Source organism: Paraniabella aurantiaca, assembly GCF_050309965.1.
Classification (GTDB): domain Bacteria; phylum Bacteroidota; class Bacteroidia; order Chitinophagales; family Chitinophagaceae; genus Niabella.
In genome coordinates this window covers 417,123-438,641 of sequence record NZ_JBLOSY010000001.1, presented here as the reverse complement: position 1 = coordinate 438,641, position 21,519 = coordinate 417,123, and the positions used below count along the sequence as shown (strand labels likewise).

Sequence of the window (21,519 nt, the reverse complement as noted above, 5' to 3'; positions counted from 1 at the left end):
TGCCGGTTATTAGCAACTAAAAATCTCGTAACCAGGACTTTATATAGAAATATCGTTTCATTGGCGATCGTCATTTTTGTCAATGTAATAATCGACAAAGGCAATTATGATCCGAATACCTCGTTATGCTGCTCTGCCACCCTTATAAAAGTGGTTCGTTTGGTCAATTCCTTCAGCCGGGCAGCCCCTACATAAGTACAGGTAGAACGAATGCCACCTAACAGATCTTTTAAGGTATCAGCTACCGCGCCCCGGTAAGGAATCTTTACCGTTTTACCTTCTGACGCCCTGTAGTTGGCTACCCCGCCAGCATGCTTGTCCATTGCAGTTTTTGAGCTCATGCCATAAAACAGCTTGTACTTCTCATTGTTCTCCTCGATCACTTCTCCCCCGCTTTCGTCATGTCCGGCCAGCATACCGCCCAACATCACAAAGTCAGCTCCTGCACCAAAAGCTTTGGCTACATCTCCGGGCACTTTACATCCCCCATCAGAAATGATCTGCCCTCCTAAACCATGCGCCGCATCCGCACATTCTATGATGGCAGATAACTGGGGATACCCCACTCCTGTTTTTACCCTGGTAGTGCATACCGATCCCGGACCAATGCCTACTTTAATAATATCGGCGCCAGCCAATAACAATTCCTCAACCATCTCTCCTGTTACCACGTTGCCGGCGATGATTGTTTTGCCGGGATATAAGCTACGCGTTTGTTTTACAAATTGTACAAAATGTTCGGAGTAGCCGTTGGCTACATCGATACAAATAAAATTGAGTTGTGGGTACCGGCTCAGCAATAGTTGCAGCTTATCTGCATCGGACTTACCGGTACCTGAACTTACGGCAATATATTGATATAGTTCATCGTCGGCGCCATCTAAAAAAGCGCTCCACTCTTCAATGGAATAATGCTTATGAATAGCAGTGATAATCTGCTCGGCAGATAGTGCCAGCGCCATATCAAATGTTCCCACAGTGTCCATGTTGGCTGCTATAACAGGCACTCCCCTCCAGGTTTTTCCCGAATGTAAAAATGTGAAATCACGTTCCAGTTCCACATCGGCCCTTGTTTTCAAAGTAGATCGTTTAGGGCGTATCATTACATCTTTAAAACCTAATTTAAGCTCATACTCTATTCTCATATCACTGATTTATTGAAATAATAGAAAAGATATTCAAATTATCTGACTTAACAGACCTGCGATCATTTAACGAAATGCAAAAACAGGGCAAAAAAATAGGCTGCCTCTGATGAGACAGCCTATTTTACAGCTTTTGCTATAATTATTTTTTACCTGCTGCTGCTTCTTCCTGTTTTAATTGTCTTGTCATTACCACAGAAGCAACCGGGATACGAGGAGAGTTCAATATCTCCATATCCGGAGCAACGATATCTTCGATCCTGATATTTTCGTTGATCTCAAGATTATCAATAGGAACTTCAATTGTTTCAGTTAAATGCTTGGGTAAAGCTTTTACTTTTACCGATTTGATTTTAGAAACAAATCTACCACCGGCTCTTACACCTTTAGAGGTTCCTGTGTATTTAAGAGGTACAGTAGCAATAACTTTTTTGTCTTCTACCAGCTCTAATAAATCTACGTGAATTAAGGCATCAGTTACTTTGTCAAACTGAAGATCTTTCAAAATGCATCTGTAAGTTGTTCCATCCACTTTAACTTCCGCTACCTGGAAGTTAGGTGTATACACTAAAGGCTTAAACGCTGCAGTAGACGCACTGAAGTTTACTTCTTTAGCACCCCCGTAAATTACAGCAGGCACATTTCCCTGAGAGCGAACCTGGCGGGTGGCTGACTTGCCAAACTCGGTCCTCAGTTGTCCTTCGATTGTAATTGTTTTCATTTTTATTTTGTTTTAATATTTACTAACTCGTTCTCAGGTTTGAGTGCACAAATAAACTTGTGATACTCTTGTTTTCGAAAGCATGCTTGATCGCTACCGCGAATAATTCAGCCACTGAAATAACTTTTATTTTTGGGCTTTCCTTTTTCAAGGGAATGGTATTACATACTACCAGTTCCTCTAACACGCTGCTCTCTATATTCTCGTAAGCTTTACCGCTCAACAAGGGGTGCGTTATCATCGCTCTTACACTATTGGCCCCTTTTTCTTTGATGAGTGAAGCACATTTGGCCAATGTACCACCGGTATCGCAGATATCATCAATGATCACCACATCTTTCCCTTCTACATCACCAATTAACCGCATGCTTGCTATCTCGTTGGCGCGCTTCCGGTGCTTATCACAAATCACCATATCCGCGTTAAAATAGCTCGCAATTTCCCTGATTCTATTGGTTGCTCCCACGTCAGGGGCCGCAAAGGTAAGGTTTTTTAGCTGTAACTTTTCAATATAGGGAATGAAGACTGCATGACTGTCGAGGTGATCCACCGGGATATCGAAATAGCCCTGTATCTGCGGAGCATGTAAATCCATGGTTACAATACGATCCGCTCCAGCTGCTGTGAGCATGTTTGCCACCAGTTTACTACCGATAGCTACCCTAGGACGATCTTTCCGATCCTGCCTTGCATAACCGTAATAAGGCAAAACGGCTATTACTTTATAGGCCGATGCTCTCTTTGCGGCATCGATCATCAGCAGTAATTCCATAAGGTTATCTCCGGGGGAGTAGGTACTTTGTACTAAAAAGATATAATCTCCTCTCACACTTTCAAGGTAATTAGGAGAAATCTCACCGTCTGCAAAGCGTTGAATGCTAAGCTTTCCGGGGTCGCAGCCAAAATGTTTTGCTATTTCTACTGCCAGTGCTTCGGATGCTGTTCCCGAAAATATTTTAGCAGCATGGGGAATCGATTGAGCTTTATGCATTGTATTCGTGAATGAGCGGCGAAGATATTTTTTTTATTCAATTTATGAGGTTCAAAGCTTTTTTTTTTTGAACAGCCGGTCCACAACCTCTTCATTGCACATAAGAAGGTCCGCTGCCGTCTTTTTAAGAACCGGCCACCCGTATTGAAATACAAAATACTCTTTATTAGAACGATACACTAACCAAAATATTCGTATTTTTAGGATAACTTATGGAATTGAAAAACACCATTAAAGAATGGCCAAAAGACGACAGGCCAAGAGAAAAACTGATCGCAATAGGCGCCAATAACCTAAGTAATTCGGAGCTTCTGGCGATACTAATTCACAATGGTACACCCGACAGATCTGCCCTTACCCTGGCCAAAGATGTATTAAAACTGGGCAATGACGACCTGAATGAATTAGGCACGATCAGTATTAAACAATTAACATCTGTAAAAGGTATAGGAGAAGCCAAAGCCATCACAATAGCTGCAGCCATGGAACTGGGTAGAAGACGCCAAATGGGCCGCATGCCTGTTAAACAGCGGTTCACCACCTCCAGGGAAATGGCAGATTTCCTGAAAGAGCGGCTCAAAGACTACCAACACGAAGTTTTCGCCGTTATTTACCTCAACCGGTCCAGTAAAATTTTGAGTTTTGACATCATCAGCACCGGGGGAATCACCGGAACGGTTGCCGATCCCAGGGTTATTTTAAAACACGCCCTGGAGAAAAATGCGGTCAGCCTTATTTTAAGTCATAATCACCCATCAGGAAGCCTGAAGCCCAGTAAAGCCGATGAATACCTGACTGAAAAGATTAAACATGCGGCCGCTTTTCTTGATATTAAAGTGCTGGATCACGTTATCGTAAGTGATGCTGGCTACTACAGTTTTGCAGATGACGGGCTGCTATAACTAGCGGCTAAAAGACATTTTATAGTCTACTTTTATTTTGCCCGAAGAAATATCGTTGAGCTTTCTTTTCAACAATTGTCTTTTTAACGCGGGTAAGTGATCGATAAACAGTTTGCCTTCAATATGATCATATTCATGCAAAATCACCCTGGCTGTAATACCGGTATAAGTATCTGTATGTGTTTGAAAGTTTTCGTCTTCATACTCTATGGTAACCGATTCAGCACGGGTAATATCTTCCCTCACCTTAGGTATACTTAAACAACCTTCGTTATAGGCCCAGGGTTTCCCATTCAATTCTTTTACATAGGCATTGATGAACACTTTCTTAGCACCTTCATCTCCCGGGTACTCCTGCTTTTCTTCTTCATCCTCCATTGCTTCGAAGATCTGCAATGAGTCTATTACAAACAATCTTATAGATTTATTAATCTGTGGTGCTGCCAAACCAACGCCATTACTGGCATACATGGTTTCCCACATGTTGGAAATCAATTCCTTTAAGCCAGGATAATCGGGCCCTATCTCTTCTGCTACTTTTCTTAAAACGGGATTGCCGTAAGCTACTATTGGGAGAATCATGGCGGCAAAGGTACTAAAAACTGCACGATGTCTATAATTCGAAAAATGTTTACTTTGGTATAGCATATTTTAGATGAAAATTGCAACTGACATAAAAACCGAAGATTGGGAAAAAATTATTCGCACTTTAGTTAAAGAAGGTTGGAAAGTTCGATCAAAATACCGGGGAATTGACGAAGGCGTCGATTATGACCACCTGGTGCTGCAAAAAAAACCGACCGCATTGCTTTTGGCTGGACCAGTTATTTTGAAGGCGAAATAAAATGCAGTGATCATCTATTTGCCTACCTGAGCCAAAAATTTGGAGTGCAATTTGTTTATGGAGATCCAAACGCATTAACACCGGGCTCTTTCGAAAATGAGAAGCCCGATAATATCAGCAACTGGTTGAAAAATCCTTTTCGCAGGAAATGACTTACCCCCATTTTGCGAGGTACTCCTGCAACATAATAGTGGCAGCAATTTCATCTACCAGGGCTTTGTTACGTCTTTGCATTTTTTTAAGGCCCATCTCCAGCATGGCGTCTTTCGCCATTTTTGATGTATAACGCTCGTCTACTGTTTCCAGCGGCATTTGAGGAAAATGTTTTTTCAGGTCTTTGATCGCTTTTTCAACCAGGGGTGTGGCATGGGTATCCGTATCATCCCAGTTTTTGGGCATACCAATAATGATTTTTTCAACAGGTTCCTTTGCGAAATAATCTTTCAGAAAAGATATCAGTTGTTTGGACTCCACCGTAGTTAACCCGGTTGCAATGATCTTTAATGGATCAGTTACTGCGATCCCTGTTCTTTTCAGGCCATAATCTATACAAAGCCATCTTGACATGAGTTAAGGATTGATAGTCTGGTAATGATGAACAAATAGATCTATAACTACGAAAACCGCAAATACCACCGAAGCAATCCCGTTGGCAGTCATAAATGCCAGGTTTACCCTGCGCAGGTCGTTAGGTTTTACAATGCTATGCTGGTAAAAAAGCATGCCGGCAAAAACGGCAATACCGCCCCAATATAACCATCCAAACTGCCCGATAAAGCCTGCAATGATCACACAGGTGGCACTTAATACGTGCAATAACTCCGAAACACGTAAGGCTTTCTTTTTGCCTAATACAGAAGGGATTGAATACAGGTCATTGTTCTTGTCAAACTCCTCATCCTGCAAGGCATAAATGATATCGAAGCCACTTACCCAAAAAATAACTGCGAAAGAAAATAGTATGGGCAACAGATCGAAGCGGCCCGTCACAGCCAGGTAAGCGCCTATTGGAGCCAAAGACAATCCCAGGCCCAGCACGAGGTGGCATAAAGGAGTGAAGCGCTTGGTATAACTATAGCCCAGCACAACTGCCAATGCAATGGGAGAAAGATAGAAGCAAATAGAATTGATAAAATAGGTACAGATGACAAACAGAAGTGAATTAATAATGGTAAACCATAAAACCCTGTCGGCCTTCAAAATTCCGGCGGGAATTTCCCTTACGGCCGTACGCGGATTCTTTGCATCAAAGCTCCTGTCGAGATAGCGGTTGAAAGCCATAGCTGCACTGCGGGCAAAGATCATACATAATATAACCAGTAAAAAGAGATACCATTTTTCCTTAAAAAAGAGACCAACTGAAGCTTGTTCCCCTGGCGCCCGTAACCACATCACACCCAGAAAAAAACCAATAATAGCAAAGGGCATTGCAAAAATGGTATGCGAAAATTTTATGAGGCTTAAATATTTTTTAGCTGTTGACATTTTTCTCACTTTTTAGTATTCTGCTGACTAACTCCCATAACACAACGCCGGCTGCCGTAGCAATGTTCAGTGAATGCTTCATACCGAGCTGTGGTATTTCAACACAGCCATCACATAAACCGATAGTGGTTTGCTCTACACCTGTAACTTCATTACCAAAAACAATGGCTATCGGCTCATAGGCTTCCCAGGCTAAATCGTGCAGATGTGTGCTGTTTTCCACCTGCTCAATAGCATACACTTTGTAATTTTTTTCGCGTAAATCGGCTATAGCATCAGTAGCATTAGCAAAATGGGTCCAGCTTACCGAATCTTCGGCACCAAGGGCGGTTTTTTTTATTTCCTTATGTGGTGGTTTTGCAGAATAGCCGGTTATATAAATGGCTTCTACCAAAAAAGCATCACTTGTTCTGAATACGCTTCCTACGTTATAGGCACTGCGTATATTCTCGAGCACTACGATAATGGGAATTTTGGCAGATGCCTTGACCTCATCTACCGATTTGCGGCCTAATTCCTCCATACTTAACTTTCGCATCGCGCAAAAGTAGCGATGAAAATTGAAAAGTTAAAGGTTTAAAGTTTAAGGGTGTGACAGCGCAAAAAAAATCCGGCTGTGGTTAACAGCCGGACTAAGGATAAGATATGGGTTTGGTTAGTGTAAAACTCTTTTATCTGCCCGCACCAAGGCCAATATTGTAGGCTAACCCTACGCCAATGATACCGGTATTATATTTTTGCGAGGCGTTGCCTACGTTAATAGTTCCCTTATCACCGGTGAATACCTTTGAATAGTGGGCAAAAATATTCCAGTTACGGTTATGGTAACCCACTTCAGGCTTTAAATAAAAACCACCGTCGGGGCGCGCAACTGAGTAATTCGGCTCTACTCTTTCATCACCCGTAATAACGCCGTAACCCAAATCGGTGCCAATATAAATACCTTCAGCTTTGGGGTAGTATCTTACTAATGCCGCTACAGGTACCACTCCGAAACTATTATTATCTAACCGGGTTCCGTTAACATCGTTCTCTTTACCAAAATGATGCTGGTACCCTGTTGCCACACCTAAACCGAAATGTGGAGTTACCAGGTTTTGATACGCCACATCCAGCCCGGCGGCAGCTGCCGAATTATTGGAAGGAACTGATGCACCAGCTAATGCTCCTATTTTGATCGTATTCTTCATACTTTGTGCATGTACTGCTGCTGTTGTAAATAATAGGGCCGCTCCGACTAAAATTGCTTTTCCTTTGTTCATCACTCTACTTTTTAGTTTTCAAATATTGTGTACGATGTTTATGAAAGCTTCTTAAAAATCATCATCCATTCATCGTTACCACAGATTTCGCATATCTAGACAAATGCCGTGCCAATATGGTTGCATTAATAACAATAAAAAGCTGGTGGAAGGCTGTACACATGCAAGCAATTCTTTCTATGCTGTTCTATAGACTATATTTAGCTAGGTACTCTTAATGACAGCATTTCCAATAGCACAGCTGAGACATTTTCTATGGTTGCAATATTGCGTTTTCAGCTCAACGAACGCTTGTGAGTCGTAGGCATTTTTATTTAAAACTCCTAATTGCTGAAAGCCTCTTGTCACTGAATTTCTCTCTGCTAATACAGCTTCCAGCCATTGCAGCGCCTTTTCTTTGATTGCTCCATTGTGGTGTTTGTTGCCATAGGCAAACAGCATTGGCACTACCGTATTAATGACAATATTGTTGACCATATCCTCCCCTATCGGCTTCTTTAAAAACTTAGGATCGTCAATTAAGGTATAATGATAGTTCCAAAAATCATTGGGAGCAACTGCGAACCACTTTTTTACCTCCGTCAATTGCGGTTCTTCAACAATACGGGAAAAAAGATGAGCCGAGTTATGTATCAAAGCAGCTAACTGAGCCAGTCGAATCGTTGGAAAATTTCCAGGTCGCATCCTGAGAAAATGCACAGGAAATACAACCGTACGAAGTTTGTATTTTGTTTTTAAGAATGCGTATTCCTTATCTAATAATAATACATACTTATCCTGGTATTTTGCCCTATTTAGAAGTCCCGCCTGTCCCAGCAATAAGGCCTCTAATTGTATAAGATTACTTTTATGACGGGCCAGCAATTTTATAGAAATACTTTTTGCAATAGCTTCAAAGGTTTCTGCATTTGTTTTTGTACCAAAATTCCGGGCCAGCAACCACCAGAAACTTTCCTCCCAATGCTGTTTATTGCCGCATAGGTAATCTTCAATCAGCATAGCCTTCCGATGTAGTCTTTCTGCAACCAACCGGTCTTTCCAGCTATTTATAGTCAGCCCATCTACTTTATGTATGAGTTGTTCGCAGGCAATAAACCGTTGAGATTGCATCAGGCTGTTGTAACGTCTTATAAGAATTCCAGGTATCAATCCTGAGAGTTCGAGCACCGGCAGGTCATTACGGGGCACATCATCTTCATACACTACATGCAGTACAACGTTTTTATAATTATCATCGCTGTTATGACCATGCTTTGACCAGTCGGAAGTTTTGATATGTAACTCAACTGTTCCGGCCCACAGGGTATGTCCTATTTTAACTTTGGCGTTACTGAAATCGGGGCCCTGATTGGTATTGAGTGTTCCGGGATGAATGATTTCTACAGGGTCGCCCTGTACAGTAAACAGGTTTAGTTTATTGAAGTATTGAAATCTCCATATAAACTGCAGCAGGTTTTCGTTCATAGGTATCTTTTACAGGTGATTGTTCTCCCTGTAAAGATATTAAATATTAGCCAATGCCTGAACAACCCTGTTAACGGGTAGCCCCATTACATTATAAAAATCTCCTTTTATGGACCGGATACCCACTACACCAATCCATTCCTGGATGGCATAAGCACCAGCCTTATCATAGGGTTGATACTTCTCTACGTAGAATAATATCTGTTCGGGCGTCAGCGGATTAAACGTTACTTCTGTCACATCTGCAAACAGCAGCTGTTTTTCTCCTTTTAGAATAGCAACACCCGTCACCACTTCATGTGTGTTTCCCTGCAACCGGGTTAATGTATGAATAGCTTCCTGTTGATCAGCAGGCTTGCCTATAATATCCTCGTTCAGTACAACTACTGTATCTGCTGCAACAATTACTCTATCCTTACCAAAATCTTCCTGTACAGCTTTTGCCTTCTTCAATGCAATATGTATTGCAGCTTCTGTACTCTTCACGCCAACGGGGAAAGTTTCATCTACAGGTTTTACTACTATTTCAAAAGCAACCTCTGCCCACTCAAGCAATTGCTTTCTGCGGGGCGATGAAGATGCCAGCACTATTGTATCCGCCATAAAAAATTATAAATAAATATAAAAAAGCAACATTGATAAAATACCGGTGAACATTGCCATTTTGGTATAACTGCTTAGCTGGTGATATTCGTGTGTCGATTGCGCATTAAGCAGTTTTTTGAAAATATATAACAATGGCACCACAATAGCTACGAAACAATATATTACGGCCCACCACCATCTGAATTGTAAAACATAAAACTGAATAACCAATAACATAATGATCAGAATAGTTAGCCATACAGTAACATATACCTTGGTGGCGTTAATACCCCAAACTATCGGCATGGTTTTACAACCAAATTTCTGATCTCCCGGCATGTCCTCTATATCCTTTACAGCTTCTCTTATGAGTGAAATAATAAATGCAAATCCGGCATAAAGAATCGTAAACCGGAATAACCTGATCTGCCCCGGATCAATATGATTGAAGGCATGCTGAAGAGAATATTTAGAAAGAAAAATAATGATGATCGTCCAGGCGGTTAGTAAGGAAACTATTATATTTCCTATTAACAGATCTTTTTTAAATCTTGCCGAATAAAACCACAACAAAACCACACAAACCAGGTTAGCAATTACCAGGTACCACCGCGCAAAAACATTTACCGCTATCGCCGTACATATAATACCAGCTGCACTTAAACCCAGATGCCAGGCCAATGCCCAACGTCGGCTCAGCTTTCTATCTAGTATCATTTTATCCGGCTTATTCACCAGGTCTATATTGATATCGAAATAGTCGTTGATAATATACCCGGCAGCTGCAATGAAAACAGAAGCTACTACCAGTAGAACAAACTGGAAAGTATTGTGCTCAGGAATATTTCCGGCATAAATGGGCCGGTAAATACAAAACTCAAACACTACCTGCGTTAATACAATAAACACAAGGTTAGGCCATCTGATGAGTTTTAAAAATGGCTTTAACAGCGCCATAAATAATTATTGATTATCCGGTAATTCATAACTGTATTATTAGGTTGAAGCAACTGAAGGTACAGCGTCCCAATGCCCGTTTATTTTTAATACTTTTTCGATAACATCCCTCACACAGCCATCTCCTCCTTTTTTTGAAGAGATATAATGAGCTACCGTTTTAATATCATTAACAGCATCTGCCGGGCAACAGCCCAGTCCTACTTTATCAAATACAGGCAGATCGGGCATATCATCTCCCATGAACAAACAGCCGGCTAAATCAAAACCGTGCTGATCTGCAAGAGCTGCTACAAATGTCCCTTTATCTTTTACCCCAAAAAAAATATCCTGTATACCCAGGTAATTCATTCTTTTTTCAACGGCACTTCGGGAGGAGCCGCTCACGATAAAAATCTTATAGCCTTTTTTTACAGCTAACTGTAAAGCATAACCATCTTTCACATTCATAGTGCGCGCCATTTCACCGCTTTCCAGTACCAACACCCTTCCATCTGTCAGCACGCCGTCTACATCAAAAATAAAAGTAGTTACTTGTTTAAAACTGCTTAAAACATTCATGCATACCTTTTTTGTTTATTTCCCGCAAAAGAATTCTTTAATATATATTATTTTATTAAAAAGGGCGCTTTCGCGCATGCAAATGTAGGCGAATGACCAATATCAAACATTAATCCAGCTGTTTCAGTGGTTGGCCTAAAATACTTTCGGTTAAAAATTCGTACAGTTTTAATAACTGCGGGTGTTTATCCAGCAAAGCCCGGTGTTTATTAATAGTTTCCATATCTCCCCTTGCCGCCGGACCTGTTTGCAGACTGGAAGGAGCAGCATCGTGAAGCCTGTAGAACGTATTATCGATTAGCGGTAATAGCTCCGCAAATTCAATCCCCTCTTTTTTACAATAGGTTTCAGCTAAAGAAAATATATGATTAGAAAAGTTGTTCACCAATACGGCACCAATATGCAGTTTAGTTCGCTTATCAAAATCGGCGCTAAAGGAGGCTTCTTTGTATACCGACCGGGCCAGTTTATTTAAGACATTTTTTGTTTGTTCATTAACTCCTTCAATATATATAGGTATTTCGGGTATCTGTTCCTGCTCCTTACGCAAACTTTGTAAAGGATAAAAAACGCCATAATTATCCGTCACCTCTTTTAACGCATCCATTTTAACAGCTGCAGCAGTATGTGCTACCACTTTTCCCGGCAATCTAAGATCATTGGCTACATCTACGATCGCGTCGTCGGCCACGGCAATTATATATACATCTGCATCTTTGTTGATAAGACTTGAATAGTTGGCCGATTCTGTATTCCACTCATAGGCTAAATCCGATGCGGCGCTCGCATTCCTGCTTAATATCTGTACAATGTGATGGCCGGCTGCAACGAATTTCCGTCCTAATACGGCGGCTACATTACCCGACCCGATAATTACGATGTTCATAATATAAAGATACCAATTAGAAAAGCAAAACGCTGTGATTTACAACAACTCTTAATGCCTATAGCCCTTACCGAAAGATAAACAGCAGTTTTTTTATTTGACCGGTATCAATTTTAAACCAGCAATCTGTCAGTGAGATACAGTAACAGTTAACTTCGTACCGCATGAATGTACAAGGCATTATCATCAAGATCTTTCGCGCAAGACTACAGTTATTGACTGCTATTTCAAAAAAGAGGGCAGGCAACGAGGCCTTTCGCATTTTTTGTACGCCGTATTTCCGGATGGCTTATAAAGAAACGTTATTTGAAAATGCTGAACGGTTATCTTTTAGATTCGGCTCTACAAATACAGTTGGGTATCGCTGGAATAAAGGCGGCGACAAAAAATTGCTCATTGTGCATGGTTTTCGATCTGCCACAGTTAATTTCCTTCATTTTATACCCCCGCTCATGGAGAAGGGCTATGAAATTGTAACTTTTGACGCCCCTGCGCACGGGTTAAGTGAGGGCAAAAGCCTTAATGCCATAGAATATAAAAACTTTATTGGGTCGTTAAACCAGCAATTTGGTCCTTTCGATGCCTTTCTTTGCCATTCATTTGGCGGACTGGCGGTAAGCATGAACCTGGCAGAGCTACCTGAAAACTCCAATATTAAAACCGTACTTATAGCGCCTGCCGCCAATTCAAAGCAGTTAATCGAATTCTTTTTTAAAGAAATGCGCATTAAGGATCAATTAGCGCAAGAACACTTTTATGCAAATATTCATCGGCTTAGCGGTAAAAACATTGAATGGTTTTCAATCGCCAGGTGCGCCGGTAGCATTCAAGGCCCTGTTCTTTGGGTTCACGACAAAGATGATGCTGTTACTCCTATACAAGACGCTTTAGAGATTCAGCAAACCCAACCGGCTAACTTTCATTTTATATTCACATCAGCCCTTGGTCATCGCCGTATTTACCGCGACAAAGACGTGGTTTCGGCGATTATTAATTTCCTGTAAAAAAAGGCAAAAAACCTGCACTTATTTATAAATAAGTGTGCATTTATAAAAAATGTGCTAATCTTGTTCCCAAAAAACGGCTGAAATACGTTTATTTTACCCGGATACGACAATTGGTGGTTCGAGGCTGAAGGGGTAAAAATGGTCAGCGCGTGATCAGCTATGTCCAAAAACTATAATTAAGAGAATTTAATAAATGGCTAAGAATTTACTGATAGTGGAGAGCCCTGCAAAGGCCAAAACAATTGAAAAGTTCCTGGGTAAAGATTTTCAGGTAAAAAGTTGCTTTGGGCATATACGCGATCTGGAGAAAGCAGGAATGGGGATAGATATAGAACATCAGTTTAAACCCCGTTATGTAGTTAGCGATGGTAAAGAAAAGGTAGTGAGGGAGTTGAAATCGCTGGCAGGTAAAAGTGAAGAAGTTTGGTTAGCAACGGATGAGGATCGCGAAGGAGAAGCCATTAGCTGGCACTTATGCGAAGTATTAGGCCTTAATCCAGACACTACAAAAAGGATCGTTTTTCACGAGATCACTAAACCAGCCATCAAAGCCGCGGTTGAAAGACCCCGCAAGCTGGATATGAACCTGGTAAACGCGCAGCAGGCCCGCCGGGTACTGGATCGCATTGTGGGATTTGAACTCAGCCCTGTACTGTGGCGTAAAATAAGCGTAAAGAATAATTTGAGCGCCGGCCGTGTACAAAGTGTTGCGGTTAGGTTGATTGCTGAAAGAGAAAGAGAGATCAATGCTTTTGAAACGCAGAGCAGCTTTAAACTAGAGGCTATTTTTACTTCAACGGACACTACCGGTAAACAAATTAATTTTAAAGCTGAAGGTAAAAGATACAATGATAGCCAGAGTGCTGAAAAGTTTTTACAATCCTGTATTGGCGCTAATTATACGGTGAGCGATATACAGGTAAAACCTGGCAAACGCACACCTGCAGCACCTTTTACTACTTCCACACTTCAGCAGGAAGCCAGCCGGAAACTGGGATACAGTGTAAGTAAAACGATGCTGGTAGCGCAACAGTTGTACGAGAACGGGCATATTACTTATATGCGTACCGACAGTGTTAATTTAAGTGATACGGCATTGGGTGATATCACTAATACGGTGAAAGGAATGTATGGTGAAAATTATCACCAGTTTCGTCGCTATAAAAACAAGAACCAGAGTGCACAGGAAGCACACGAAGCCATTCGCCCCACTTATATGAACAATGCAACCGTTGAAAACCCTGAGTGGAAACGGCTGTACGAGTTAATATGGAAAAGAACCATGGCCAGCCAGATGGCTGACGCCCAGCTGGAAAAAACGACTGCTTCTATCGATATTTCTACCAATAAGGAACAACTGACTGCGTCGGGAGAAGTAATCAAATTTGAAGGTTTCCTGAAAGTTTACAGGGAGGACAGAGACGAAGAAGACATTAATGAAGATGAATCTGCGGAAGGCATGTTGCCTCCTTTGCAGGTAAAACAAGATCTGCCATTGGTGCAAATGACAGCCACTGAAAGATTCACACGTCCTTCCCCGAGATATACAGAAGCTTCGCTTGTAAAAAAACTGGAGGAGTTGGGTATTGGAAGACCTTCCACCTATGCACCCACCATTTCTACCATTATCAAAAGGGAATATGTAGAAAAAAGAGATAAGGAGGGCGTATCGCGTAATTACCAGTTGCTCACGCTGAAAAACGAGCAAATAGCGAAAGCTACGCTATCTGAGAATACCGGCGCAGAAAAAGCCAAACTATTCCCTACTGATCTGGGTTTAGTGGTAACGGACTTTTTGAAGCAATACTTTGACGATATCATGGATTACGGGTTTACCGCCCGTATCGAGAACGAGTTTGATGATGTAGCCGGGGGAAAACTGCAGTGGAACAAAATGATTGATGATTTTTATAGCCCTTTTAAAGAGGATGTAGATAAAACCATCGAAACAGCTGAGCGTATCAAAGGTGAAAGAGAACTTGGTGCCGATCCGCAAAGCGGCAAGCCTGTTATCGCCCGTATGGGAAGGTTTGGACCTATGGTACAGATAGGAAGTGCAGAGGAAGAAGAAACACCTCGCTTCGCTTCATTGCAGAAGGGACAGAGTATTGAAACCATAACCCTGGATGAGGCTTTAGACCTCTTTAAATTACCGGCGGTACTGGGTGAATATGAAGGAAAAGAAGTTTCGGTGAACATCGGCAGGTTTGGACCTTATGTAAAACTGGGCGAAGATTTTATCTCCATACCCAAAGGAGAAGATCCGTTTAGTGTTACGCTGGACAGGGCAATCGATCTGATCAAAGAAAAGCAGCAGGCGGATGCTCCTATTGCTGAGTTTGAAGGAAAGCCGGTAACAAAAGGTAAAGGGCGCTTTGGGCCATTTATCAAATGGAACGACATGTTTATTAATGTGCCCCGCCGTTACAATTTCGATCATCTTTCGCCACAAGACATTAAAGAGCTCATCGAAACCAAGGTAGAAAAGGAAGCCAACCGTTTTATTCAACAATGGCCGGAAGAAAAAATTGCACTGGAGAACGGCAGATGGGGACCATTCATCCGGTTTGGTAAAAAGATGATCAAGCTGGGCAGAAAAGAAGATGGAGAAAAGTACACTGCGGAAGAGCTTGCCGGTGTACCATTAGAGGAGGTTAAAAAAATGATTCTCGCTGAAGAGCCCAAAGCTTTTGACAAGCCTGTAAAGGCTGCTGCCAAGAAAAAAACAGCCGCTAAGAAAAAGGCTGCGCCCAAAAAGAAGTAAATATTGATCAAGATGGAAAAAGGCTGCTTGCTCAAATAGGCAAGCAGCCTTTTTATGTAAAACAACGTTGGTTTTAAAAGCTTTGCGGTAGTAATACCTGGTTAATTTTGTGTATTACACCATTAACATAATGCTGGTCACTCGAGCCTCCGGGTTCGGGTGTAGGATTGATAGTAATAGTTGCCGCGGTGGCATTTACGGCACCTTTAACAGATGCAGCTGTTACCATTGGACCGGTAAGTGTTGCCTGCAAACCAACCCCCGGATGAGCAGGTACAGCGCCATTTAATAATGTGGGTACGTTAGTTTGTGTAGTTGCGAAATTATTTAAGAAAGCCCGGTTTCCTAAAATATGATACACGACAACGCCTTTTACACGTTCTGCCGTTAATACAGGAAAGAGTAATGGATTGCTGAATACTGCTGTTGAACCAACAAGTGCAGTTGTCTGAGCAGGAGCATTTGCGTCGGCGGCCGCATTAGCCACTGCATCAGAGGCGCCAGCGGCTTTGGCCTGGGCAAAAATCGTAGCACGAACAGAAGGAAAAGCCAGATTATATAAGGTAGCCTTAAATGCATCATCTGTTGGAGCAAACACCGTCAGGTTGGCTCCTATATTTTGAAGCACACCTGTTAAAAATCCGGGTGCTGCCGTGCCACTGTCTGCTCTCGCAACAGCTGCTTTAAGGTAGGTCAAATTAGCATCTGTGTTAATCCTATCCCACAAAAATTTTTGAGGAGGGATAACAACGGCGCCCGTTTCATAAATTACACCATTGCCAACAAGTGTTCCTGATGCGTTTGTTATAGGTACATTATTTACAAAATTGCCATTTCTGTTAGAAGGAAATGTGGTTAACCTTAATAAGGCGCTAACAGTTGGCGCGGGATTAATTAATGTTGGGTATTGAAAATTTGGAAAGTTGCCGGGTAATGAACCGAAGGTAATTGCCTGGGGAACCGTATTATAACTCACCATGCCCTGGGCTGTAGCAGTTGTAAAATTTTCACTACCGATAAAGCCCAGGAAAGTTGCATCGGGTGCCGCAACCGGTATGGCGCCAGACGTCAAAAGGTTTATGGCCTGCTTCACAGCCGCATTACCTGGCACAAAAGCGGTCAGTTTAATAGTGGAATCGCTCAGTTTACTTGCTAAACCAGATTTTGCAATAATTGCGTTATATAAACTGTAATTAGCATTAGCTGCAATAGAGGCTGCTATAGCAGGTTGAGAGCCTGGCGAAGGTGCACCGCTATCAGGGTACTGCTCTACATCCTTATTACAGGATAATAAAAGGATACCCAATGCGAATACCGGAATAAAAAGTCGTTTAGTATCTAAAGGTTTCATGTGTTAATTTTTATTGTTTTTTAGCCACATAGAAAAAATATCCATCCTACTATTTAGGATAATGAATATTTTTTTTACTTATTTCATAGTATCACTTTAACAGCTTGATCCGAGATTAAAAAATATTATATCCGAAGCTGATATAGTACAATCCGCCTACGCGGGCATTGCCTATCGCATTTACATAATACTGGTTGAGAATATTGGTTCCTCCGATCTTCACAACAGATTTGGCCTCCAGCAGCCTGTAGCTAACCTGTGCATCCAGTGTATTGATTTTAGGCACCCGTCCATTTGCAAAGTCTCCGTTATAATAAAAAGTATCCTGCCAGCGATATGCCAGGCTAAAAGAAGCCCTGTCCTGGGGACCAAAGCCTGTATTCCCAAAGCTGGCATTAAACCGGTATTTAGGGGCGTTAAAGAAGGAAACAAATCCTTCCGGAACATCGCTTAAAACATCGGATGAAAGATTAGCAGATACGGTAAAGTTGGCGGGCAACCTGTAATCCAGACCCAGGCCAAAGCCATAAGTTTTCACGCCCTCATCAATATTAGTAGGTACAGAATAAATATTTCCATTCAGCGTATCTGACTGACTGATTGCAGCCCCTGCCCTATTCTGCACCAGCAGTGTTCGGGTAATAAAGTCGCGATACTGACCGTAGTAACCATATATGTCAATCATTAACCGGTTATCGGCATGCAGCCCCTTATAACCCAATTCAAAAGAAGATACCGTCTCAGGTTTGTATTTTACGTAGTCGTATTCTCTTTGATTACCCTGACGCAGATCATTCAGGTAATACACTTTATTACCTCTAAAATTGTAGAAATCCCAAAACTGCTCCTGCCCTCCAATTAAACGGGTATTACCTCCTACGTTCAAATTGATCCATTGTTGTTGTGTTGAAGGAAAACGATAAGCTGTCTGGTAACTTACGCGGATATTACTATTGTTTGCCACGGTAAATACGGCGGTGGCTCTTGGTGTAAAACGACCTTTGAAGTTCTCATTCTTGTCGTAACGGCCGCCCAGCGTAATACGTACTACTTCTCCCAGTTTTTTACTTAACTGGGCATATCCTCCAAACTCATTAATAGGGATTGTTCCGGTAGAATCTGCAAATAAGGTTCCTTCGGAGTTCAATACATATCTTTTAAAATTACCACCTACCAGGAAGTCTACTACATTATTAAACATTTCAGAAAAATTATACTGCCCTTCATAGTTATACAGGTCGGTTTTATCAACAAACAGTCCGCCTCCCTGGGAAATTGGTTTTGCTCTCACGCTATCAAAAAGCCTTTTCCATTCTGCGCTGCCGGCATCAGGACGGCCTATATCGGCCGCGGCCCTTGCTGCCAGGTGCGCGTTGTAATCTGTTTGCCCGGCCAGTTTAGAACCTAAAAATGCCTGGCCGTATTGTGCAAACCAGCCGGTAGCACCACCGCTGGCCTTCCATGCTTCGTTGGTTAACCTTGTTGTAACAGTCGCGTTAAATGATTCTCCTGCGTTCTCCTGTGTGGTAGACGCTCTTAAGAACCAGTTTTTGTTTACCAGTTCTATTTTATACTGGCCTATTTTAAGGTTTTTCAAAGAATACCTGTCGCTACCTGTATAAACAGTATTACCCGTGCCCCAGTTACCTGCTACAATTAATTCAGTAGCGGGCGTAAGCTTAAAATTCAAGGAACCACCTATTTTAAGATTCATTGTAGTAGGGTCAATAATCTCCCGCTCCTCGTAACCCGTACGCGACACCAGGATTGGATTTGTGGTTAAAGTACTGATATAAGGAGCCAGAAATGGCGCCTGTGCTGCAACTCCGTTTAAAACCTGCCGGATATCGGCGCTTGTTTCGTCCCCGTATACATTGATACCATCATAATTCGGATCAGTTAAACGGGTTCCTCCTTTAGGTGTTCCGTCGGTACCTATACGTGCATAATTCCTGTAATCCTGGGCAACCCAGTCTTTTGCCTGAATAAATTCCGAAGTAATCTTAAACGCAAATTTCTCAGAAACCTTATGACCCCATCTCAACGCTACATTATGAAAGGGAGAAGCTCCTCTTCCTGCATCACCTAAATGCATAATGCCCTCTTTTAGCTCCAAAGAAAGTCCCTGATATTTAAATGGATTCTTGCTATTGATCAGCAGGGTTCCGTTCATACCGCCGGGCCCATAGAGCACGGAAGAAGCACCTGGCAGCAGATCCATGCTCTCTACATCCAGCTGAGTTAAACCCACTACGGTTCCCACAGAAAAATTTAAGCCGGGCGCCTGGTTATCCATTCCGTCCACAATCTGGTTGAATCGCAGATTGCCGCTGCCCATAAAACCACGTGTGGTAGGTGTTTTGAATGTAAGTGAAGAGGTAACCACATCTACTCCTTTTAAATTAGCTACAATATCATAGTAGCTGGGAGCAGGTGTGTTACGTATGGCAGCTGCTCCTACCCGCTCCACCGTAACCGGCGACTCCAGCAGCCGCTCGCTAAACCTGGATGCCGATACAACAATTTCCTGACCGAGCAAAGGCTTTAACGTTACTGTCAGGAAACCCGTGCCTGTAACAGATACATCCTGTGATTCAAAATTTACCGAGGAAACAGTTAAAGTAACCGGTAAAGAGGTGACATTGATTTGAAACTCCCCGTTTTCATTGGCAACCGCCCCCTGGGTACTACCTTTTAATACAATGGAGGCCGCTGAAATACCTTCACCATTGTCGATATTTTTTACTACGCCTTTAATCGTTTGGGCAAAGGAAATGGTTGCGACAAGACATAGGAAGCCGGTTATGGCAGACAATCTTAATGCAATTCTCATAAAATACTGATTTGTTTGGACAATTGTTCTGTTAAAATAACACTTGTTAGTTTAATTTCAAAAAAAATTGCGGCGGCGGCTAATGAAATGTAAGATGGGATGCTCAATGCAAGATGCGGGATGGTAGATATTTGTTACTCGATGCTGGATACCGGATACCCGGATATTGGTGTTTGTTTCTCAACATTCCTTATTAATTTCGCGCCATGCTTGAATTAAAATTTCCCCAACAAACTAATTTCTACCGTGGTAAGGTTAGAGATGTCTATACTATAGATAACCGCTTACTGGTGATGATCGCTTCTGACCGTATATCGGCATTTGATGTTATATTACCCGAACCTATTCCTTATAAAGGACAGGTATTAAATCAGATCGCTGCTTACATGCTGAATGCAACCAAAGACATTTGTAAGAACTGGCTGCTGGAAACACCTACGGTGAATAGTTCTGTAGGGCAAAAATGTGAACCTTTCAAGATAGAAATGGTAGTGCGCGGGCATTTAACAGGGCATGCCTGGAGAACTTACAGCAGCGGTAAAAGGATCTTATGTGGCGTTGACCTGGCGGAAGGACTAAAAGAAAATGATGCCTTTCCAACGCCTATCATTACGCCCAGCACCAAGGCCAGTGAAGGACATGATGAAGACATCAGTAAAGAAGAAATTATCGCGCAGGGATTGGCAACTGCGGATGAATGGCAGCAACTGGAGCAACTGGCGTTAGCTTTATTTAAACGTGGCCAGGAGCTGGCCCTAAAACAGGGATTGATACTGGTGGATACCAAGTATGAATTTGGCAAGCTGGAGGATGAAATTGTTTTGATGGATGAAATACATACACCTGACAGCTCCCGCTACTTTTATGCAGATGGCTTTGAAGAACGCCAGCAGGCAGGAGAAAAGCAAAAACAGTTAAGTAAGGAATTTGTAAGAGAGTGGCTGATAGAAAATAATTTTATGGGTAAAGAAGGGCAAAAGGTTCCGGAGATGAAAGAAGAATGGATCAGCACCATTTCCAAACGCTATATTGAGCTATACGAAAAAGTAATTGGCGAAGCCTTTCAACCTCAGAAGGTAAGCCCGGAAGAGCAGCTTGAAAAAATATCAAATGCGTTGAGTAAATACTAACGAACAAGGGCCGCAAAATTGCGGCCCTGTTTTTATAGAGAACGGATAAACTACTTATTTAACCAAGGGTGTACGTCTTTGCATCTGGATAGCATTTTTCTTAAAGGAAGCGGCATAACCTTCACTATCTTCCTTGCGTATTACAGAGTTGATAGCATCATTTCGATACCTGAAAAACTCATCTACCTCCAGCCTTATGTTTCTGCCAAATGTCTTATTGTATACAGAACGGCTTCCTCCGGCTTCAAAATCGCCGACAAGAACGTCATTTACTTCCGGCCATAACCCGGCATCACTATCCACACTATACACCACCGCATACTGACCATCGTAGTCCATCTTAACTACTGAGTAAGGAGAATTCACTTCCGAAATATAGGTTACTATTCCTGACTCATCGTTGTTACGAGGATTATCATCATAATAATCTCTTTTTGTACAGCTTGCCAATAATACGATTCCGGCAAAAAACACCAGCGATATGGAAATAAATCTTTTCATTTTTATAAGTTTAGTAGTTTTAACTAATATTGTTTGCTTGTTTAACATATAGAGTATTAAAAAAGCTTCGGGGTTTGTAGTGCATTGTTAAAAAACTTATAATAAATATTCATGCCAACAGCCCTGTCCA

21 protein-coding genes are annotated in these 21,519 nt (G+C 42.0%); 5 read left to right on the top strand and 16 right to left on the bottom strand.

The window, feature by feature from the left end; translation table 11 throughout:
* Positions 1–104: 104 nt before the first annotated feature.
* The 3 genes from guaC to ACLOAU_RS01950 all read right to left on the bottom strand — a co-directional run bounded on the left by guaC (position 105) and on the right by ACLOAU_RS01950 (position 2,857).
* Entirely contained in the window at positions 105–1,145 is a 1,041-nt protein-coding gene (guaC, locus tag ACLOAU_RS01960; RefSeq protein ID WP_427860144.1) for a GMP reductase, read from the bottom strand.
* Positions 1,146–1,287: 142 nt separating this feature from the next.
* The gene (locus ACLOAU_RS01955) at positions 1,288–1,866 is read right to left on the bottom strand and encodes a 50S ribosomal protein L25 (RefSeq protein WP_427860143.1); all 579 of its coding nucleotides are present in this window, start codon (positions 1,864–1,866) and stop codon (positions 1,288–1,290) included.
* A 22-nt stretch (positions 1,867–1,888) separates the two neighbouring features.
* Complete coding sequence (locus ACLOAU_RS01950) at positions 1,889–2,857, bottom strand: ribose-phosphate diphosphokinase (protein WP_427860142.1); 969 nt, start codon at positions 2,855–2,857, stop codon at positions 1,889–1,891.
* Positions 2,858–3,069: 212 nt separating this feature from the next.
* On the opposite strand from ACLOAU_RS01950, the gene radC reads away from it, so the two are divergent.
* Positions 3,070–3,759, top strand: coding sequence for a RadC family protein (radC, locus tag ACLOAU_RS01945; protein ID WP_427860141.1), 690 nt, complete (start codon positions 3,070–3,072; stop codon positions 3,757–3,759).
* Here the strand turns inward: radC and def are convergent, their stop codons facing one another.
* On the bottom strand, positions 3,760–4,341 hold the full coding sequence (gene def / locus ACLOAU_RS01940; protein ID WP_427860140.1) for a peptide deformylase: 582 nt from the start codon (positions 4,339–4,341) through the stop codon (positions 3,760–3,762).
* Positions 4,342–4,414: 73 nt separating this feature from the next.
* Here def and ACLOAU_RS01935 point away from each other — a divergent pair, with 73 nt between their 5' ends.
* Positions 4,415–4,603: a hypothetical protein gene (locus tag ACLOAU_RS01935; RefSeq protein ID WP_427860139.1), complete on the top strand. Its 189-nt coding sequence runs from the start codon at positions 4,415–4,417 to the stop codon at positions 4,601–4,603.
* A 153-nt stretch (positions 4,604–4,756) separates the two neighbouring features.
* Here the strand turns inward: ACLOAU_RS01935 and ruvX are convergent, their stop codons facing one another.
* The 9 genes from ruvX to ACLOAU_RS01890 form a co-directional block, all read right to left on the bottom strand.
* Positions 4,757–5,170 carry a Holliday junction resolvase RuvX gene (ruvX, locus tag ACLOAU_RS01930; protein WP_427860137.1) on the bottom strand — a complete coding sequence of 138 codons (414 nt, stop codon included), beginning with the start codon at positions 5,168–5,170 and terminating at the stop codon, positions 4,757–4,759.
* 3 nt (positions 5,171–5,173) lie between these two features.
* Positions 5,174–6,088 (bottom strand): UbiA-like polyprenyltransferase, encoded by a 915-nt coding sequence (locus ACLOAU_RS01925; protein ID WP_427860136.1) that lies wholly within the window; start codon positions 6,086–6,088, stop codon positions 5,174–5,176.
* Complete coding sequence (locus tag ACLOAU_RS01920) at positions 6,075–6,626, bottom strand: RNA methyltransferase (RefSeq protein ID WP_427860135.1); 552 nt, start codon at positions 6,624–6,626, stop codon at positions 6,075–6,077. The genes ACLOAU_RS01925 and ACLOAU_RS01920 overlap by 14 nt, the downstream gene beginning before the upstream one ends.
* Positions 6,627–6,759: 133 nt before the next feature.
* Positions 6,760–7,350, bottom strand: a complete 591-nt coding sequence (locus ACLOAU_RS01915; protein WP_427860134.1) for a hypothetical protein — start codon at positions 7,348–7,350, stop codon at positions 6,760–6,762.
* Positions 7,351–7,554: 204 nt separating this feature from the next.
* Positions 7,555–8,814, bottom strand: a complete 1,260-nt coding sequence (locus tag ACLOAU_RS01910; RefSeq protein ID WP_427860133.1) for a DUF2851 family protein — start codon at positions 8,812–8,814, stop codon at positions 7,555–7,557.
* Between the two features lie 39 nt (positions 8,815–8,853).
* Entirely contained in the window at positions 8,854–9,417 is a 564-nt protein-coding gene (locus ACLOAU_RS01905; RefSeq protein WP_427860132.1) for a Maf family nucleotide pyrophosphatase, read from the bottom strand.
* 6 nt (positions 9,418–9,423) lie between these two features.
* A complete protein-coding gene (locus ACLOAU_RS01900) occupies positions 9,424–10,356 on the bottom strand; it encodes a geranylgeranylglycerol-phosphate geranylgeranyltransferase (RefSeq protein ID WP_427860131.1) in 933 nt (310 codons plus the stop codon).
* A 39-nt stretch (positions 10,357–10,395) separates the two neighbouring features.
* A complete protein-coding gene (locus ACLOAU_RS01895; RefSeq protein ID WP_427860130.1) occupies positions 10,396–10,917 on the bottom strand; it encodes a KdsC family phosphatase in 522 nt (173 codons plus the stop codon).
* A gap of 109 nt (positions 10,918–11,026) precedes the next feature.
* Positions 11,027–11,803 carry a Rossmann-like and DUF2520 domain-containing protein gene (locus ACLOAU_RS01890; RefSeq protein WP_427860129.1) on the bottom strand — a complete coding sequence of 259 codons (777 nt, stop codon included), beginning with the start codon at positions 11,801–11,803 and terminating at the stop codon, positions 11,027–11,029.
* A 164-nt stretch (positions 11,804–11,967) separates the two neighbouring features.
* Here ACLOAU_RS01890 and ACLOAU_RS01885 point away from each other — a divergent pair, with 164 nt between their 5' ends.
* Together ACLOAU_RS01885 and topA are read left to right on the top strand one after the other, a co-directional pair.
* Complete coding sequence (locus ACLOAU_RS01885) at positions 11,968–12,807, top strand: alpha/beta hydrolase (protein WP_427860128.1); 840 nt, start codon at positions 11,968–11,970, stop codon at positions 12,805–12,807.
* 196 nt (positions 12,808–13,003) lie between these two features.
* Complete coding sequence (topA, locus tag ACLOAU_RS01880; protein ID WP_427860127.1) at positions 13,004–15,574, top strand: type I DNA topoisomerase; 2,571 nt, start codon at positions 13,004–13,006, stop codon at positions 15,572–15,574.
* A gap of 73 nt (positions 15,575–15,647) precedes the next feature.
* Here the strand turns inward: topA and ACLOAU_RS01875 are convergent, their stop codons facing one another.
* Positions 15,648–16,925 carry a fasciclin domain-containing protein gene (locus ACLOAU_RS01875; protein WP_427860126.1) on the bottom strand — a complete coding sequence of 426 codons (1,278 nt, stop codon included), beginning with the start codon at positions 16,923–16,925 and terminating at the stop codon, positions 15,648–15,650.
* A gap of 115 nt (positions 16,926–17,040) precedes the next feature.
* The gene (locus ACLOAU_RS01870) at positions 17,041–19,758 is read right to left on the bottom strand and encodes a TonB-dependent receptor (protein ID WP_427860125.1); all 2,718 of its coding nucleotides are present in this window, start codon (positions 19,756–19,758) and stop codon (positions 17,041–17,043) included.
* A gap of 206 nt (positions 19,759–19,964) precedes the next feature.
* Between ACLOAU_RS01870 and ACLOAU_RS01865 the strand changes: the two genes are divergently transcribed.
* Complete coding sequence (locus tag ACLOAU_RS01865; protein WP_427860124.1) at positions 19,965–20,888, top strand: phosphoribosylaminoimidazolesuccinocarboxamide synthase; 924 nt, start codon at positions 19,965–19,967, stop codon at positions 20,886–20,888.
* A 54-nt stretch (positions 20,889–20,942) separates the two neighbouring features.
* Here ACLOAU_RS01865 and ACLOAU_RS01860 read toward each other — a convergent pair whose 3' ends face one another.
* Positions 20,943–21,389, bottom strand: a complete 447-nt coding sequence (locus tag ACLOAU_RS01860) for a hypothetical protein (protein WP_427860123.1) — start codon at positions 21,387–21,389, stop codon at positions 20,943–20,945.
* Between the last annotated feature and the right edge of the window lie 130 nt (positions 21,390–21,519).

What these genes read in the sequence shown, in the direction of transcription:
- ACLOAU_RS01865 (WP_427860124.1), top strand. Translation starts at nt 19,965, where the DNA reads ATGCTTGAATTAAAATTTCCCCAACAAACTAATTTCTACCGTGGTAAG.
- ACLOAU_RS01900 (WP_427860131.1), bottom strand. Translation starts at nt 10,356, where the DNA reads ATGGCGCTGTTAAAGCCATTTTTAAAACTCATCAGATGGCCTAACCTT.
- ACLOAU_RS01895 (WP_427860130.1), bottom strand. Translation starts at nt 10,917, where the DNA reads ATGAATGTTTTAAGCAGTTTTAAACAAGTAACTACTTTTATTTTTGAT.
- ACLOAU_RS01910 (WP_427860133.1), bottom strand. Translation starts at nt 8,814, where the DNA reads ATGAACGAAAACCTGCTGCAGTTTATATGGAGATTTCAATACTTCAAT.
- ACLOAU_RS01955 (WP_427860143.1), bottom strand. Translation starts at nt 1,866, where the DNA reads ATGAAAACAATTACAATCGAAGGACAACTGAGGACCGAGTTTGGCAAG.
- ACLOAU_RS01870 (WP_427860125.1), bottom strand. Translation starts at nt 19,758, where the DNA reads ATGAGAATTGCATTAAGATTGTCTGCCATAACCGGCTTCCTATGTCTT.
- guaC (WP_427860144.1), bottom strand. Translation starts at nt 1,145, where the DNA reads ATGAGAATAGAGTATGAGCTTAAATTAGGTTTTAAAGATGTAATGATA.
- ACLOAU_RS01920 (WP_427860135.1), bottom strand. Translation starts at nt 6,626, where the DNA reads ATGCGAAAGTTAAGTATGGAGGAATTAGGCCGCAAATCGGTAGATGAG.
- radC (WP_427860141.1), top strand. Translation starts at nt 3,070, where the DNA reads ATGGAATTGAAAAACACCATTAAAGAATGGCCAAAAGACGACAGGCCA.
- ACLOAU_RS01860 (WP_427860123.1), bottom strand. Translation starts at nt 21,389, where the DNA reads ATGAAAAGATTTATTTCCATATCGCTGGTGTTTTTTGCCGGAATCGTA.
- topA (WP_427860127.1), top strand. Translation starts at nt 13,004, where the DNA reads ATGGCTAAGAATTTACTGATAGTGGAGAGCCCTGCAAAGGCCAAAACA.
- ACLOAU_RS01915 (WP_427860134.1), bottom strand. Translation starts at nt 7,350, where the DNA reads ATGAACAAAGGAAAAGCAATTTTAGTCGGAGCGGCCCTATTATTTACA.
- ACLOAU_RS01890 (WP_427860129.1), bottom strand. Translation starts at nt 11,803, where the DNA reads ATGAACATCGTAATTATCGGGTCGGGTAATGTAGCCGCCGTATTAGGA.
- ACLOAU_RS01935 (WP_427860139.1), top strand. Translation starts at nt 4,415, where the DNA reads ATGAAAATTGCAACTGACATAAAAACCGAAGATTGGGAAAAAATTATT.
- ACLOAU_RS01875 (WP_427860126.1), bottom strand. Translation starts at nt 16,925, where the DNA reads ATGAAACCTTTAGATACTAAACGACTTTTTATTCCGGTATTCGCATTG.
- def (WP_427860140.1), bottom strand. Translation starts at nt 4,341, where the DNA reads ATGATTCTCCCAATAGTAGCTTACGGCAATCCCGTTTTAAGAAAAGTA.
- ACLOAU_RS01885 (WP_427860128.1), top strand. Translation starts at nt 11,968, where the DNA reads ATGAATGTACAAGGCATTATCATCAAGATCTTTCGCGCAAGACTACAG.
- ACLOAU_RS01925 (WP_427860136.1), bottom strand. Translation starts at nt 6,088, where the DNA reads ATGTCAACAGCTAAAAAATATTTAAGCCTCATAAAATTTTCGCATACC.
- ACLOAU_RS01905 (WP_427860132.1), bottom strand. Translation starts at nt 9,417, where the DNA reads ATGGCGGATACAATAGTGCTGGCATCTTCATCGCCCCGCAGAAAGCAA.
- ACLOAU_RS01950 (WP_427860142.1), bottom strand. Translation starts at nt 2,857, where the DNA reads ATGCATAAAGCTCAATCGATTCCCCATGCTGCTAAAATATTTTCGGGA.
- ruvX (WP_427860137.1), bottom strand. Translation starts at nt 5,170, where the DNA reads ATGTCAAGATGGCTTTGTATAGATTATGGCCTGAAAAGAACAGGGATC.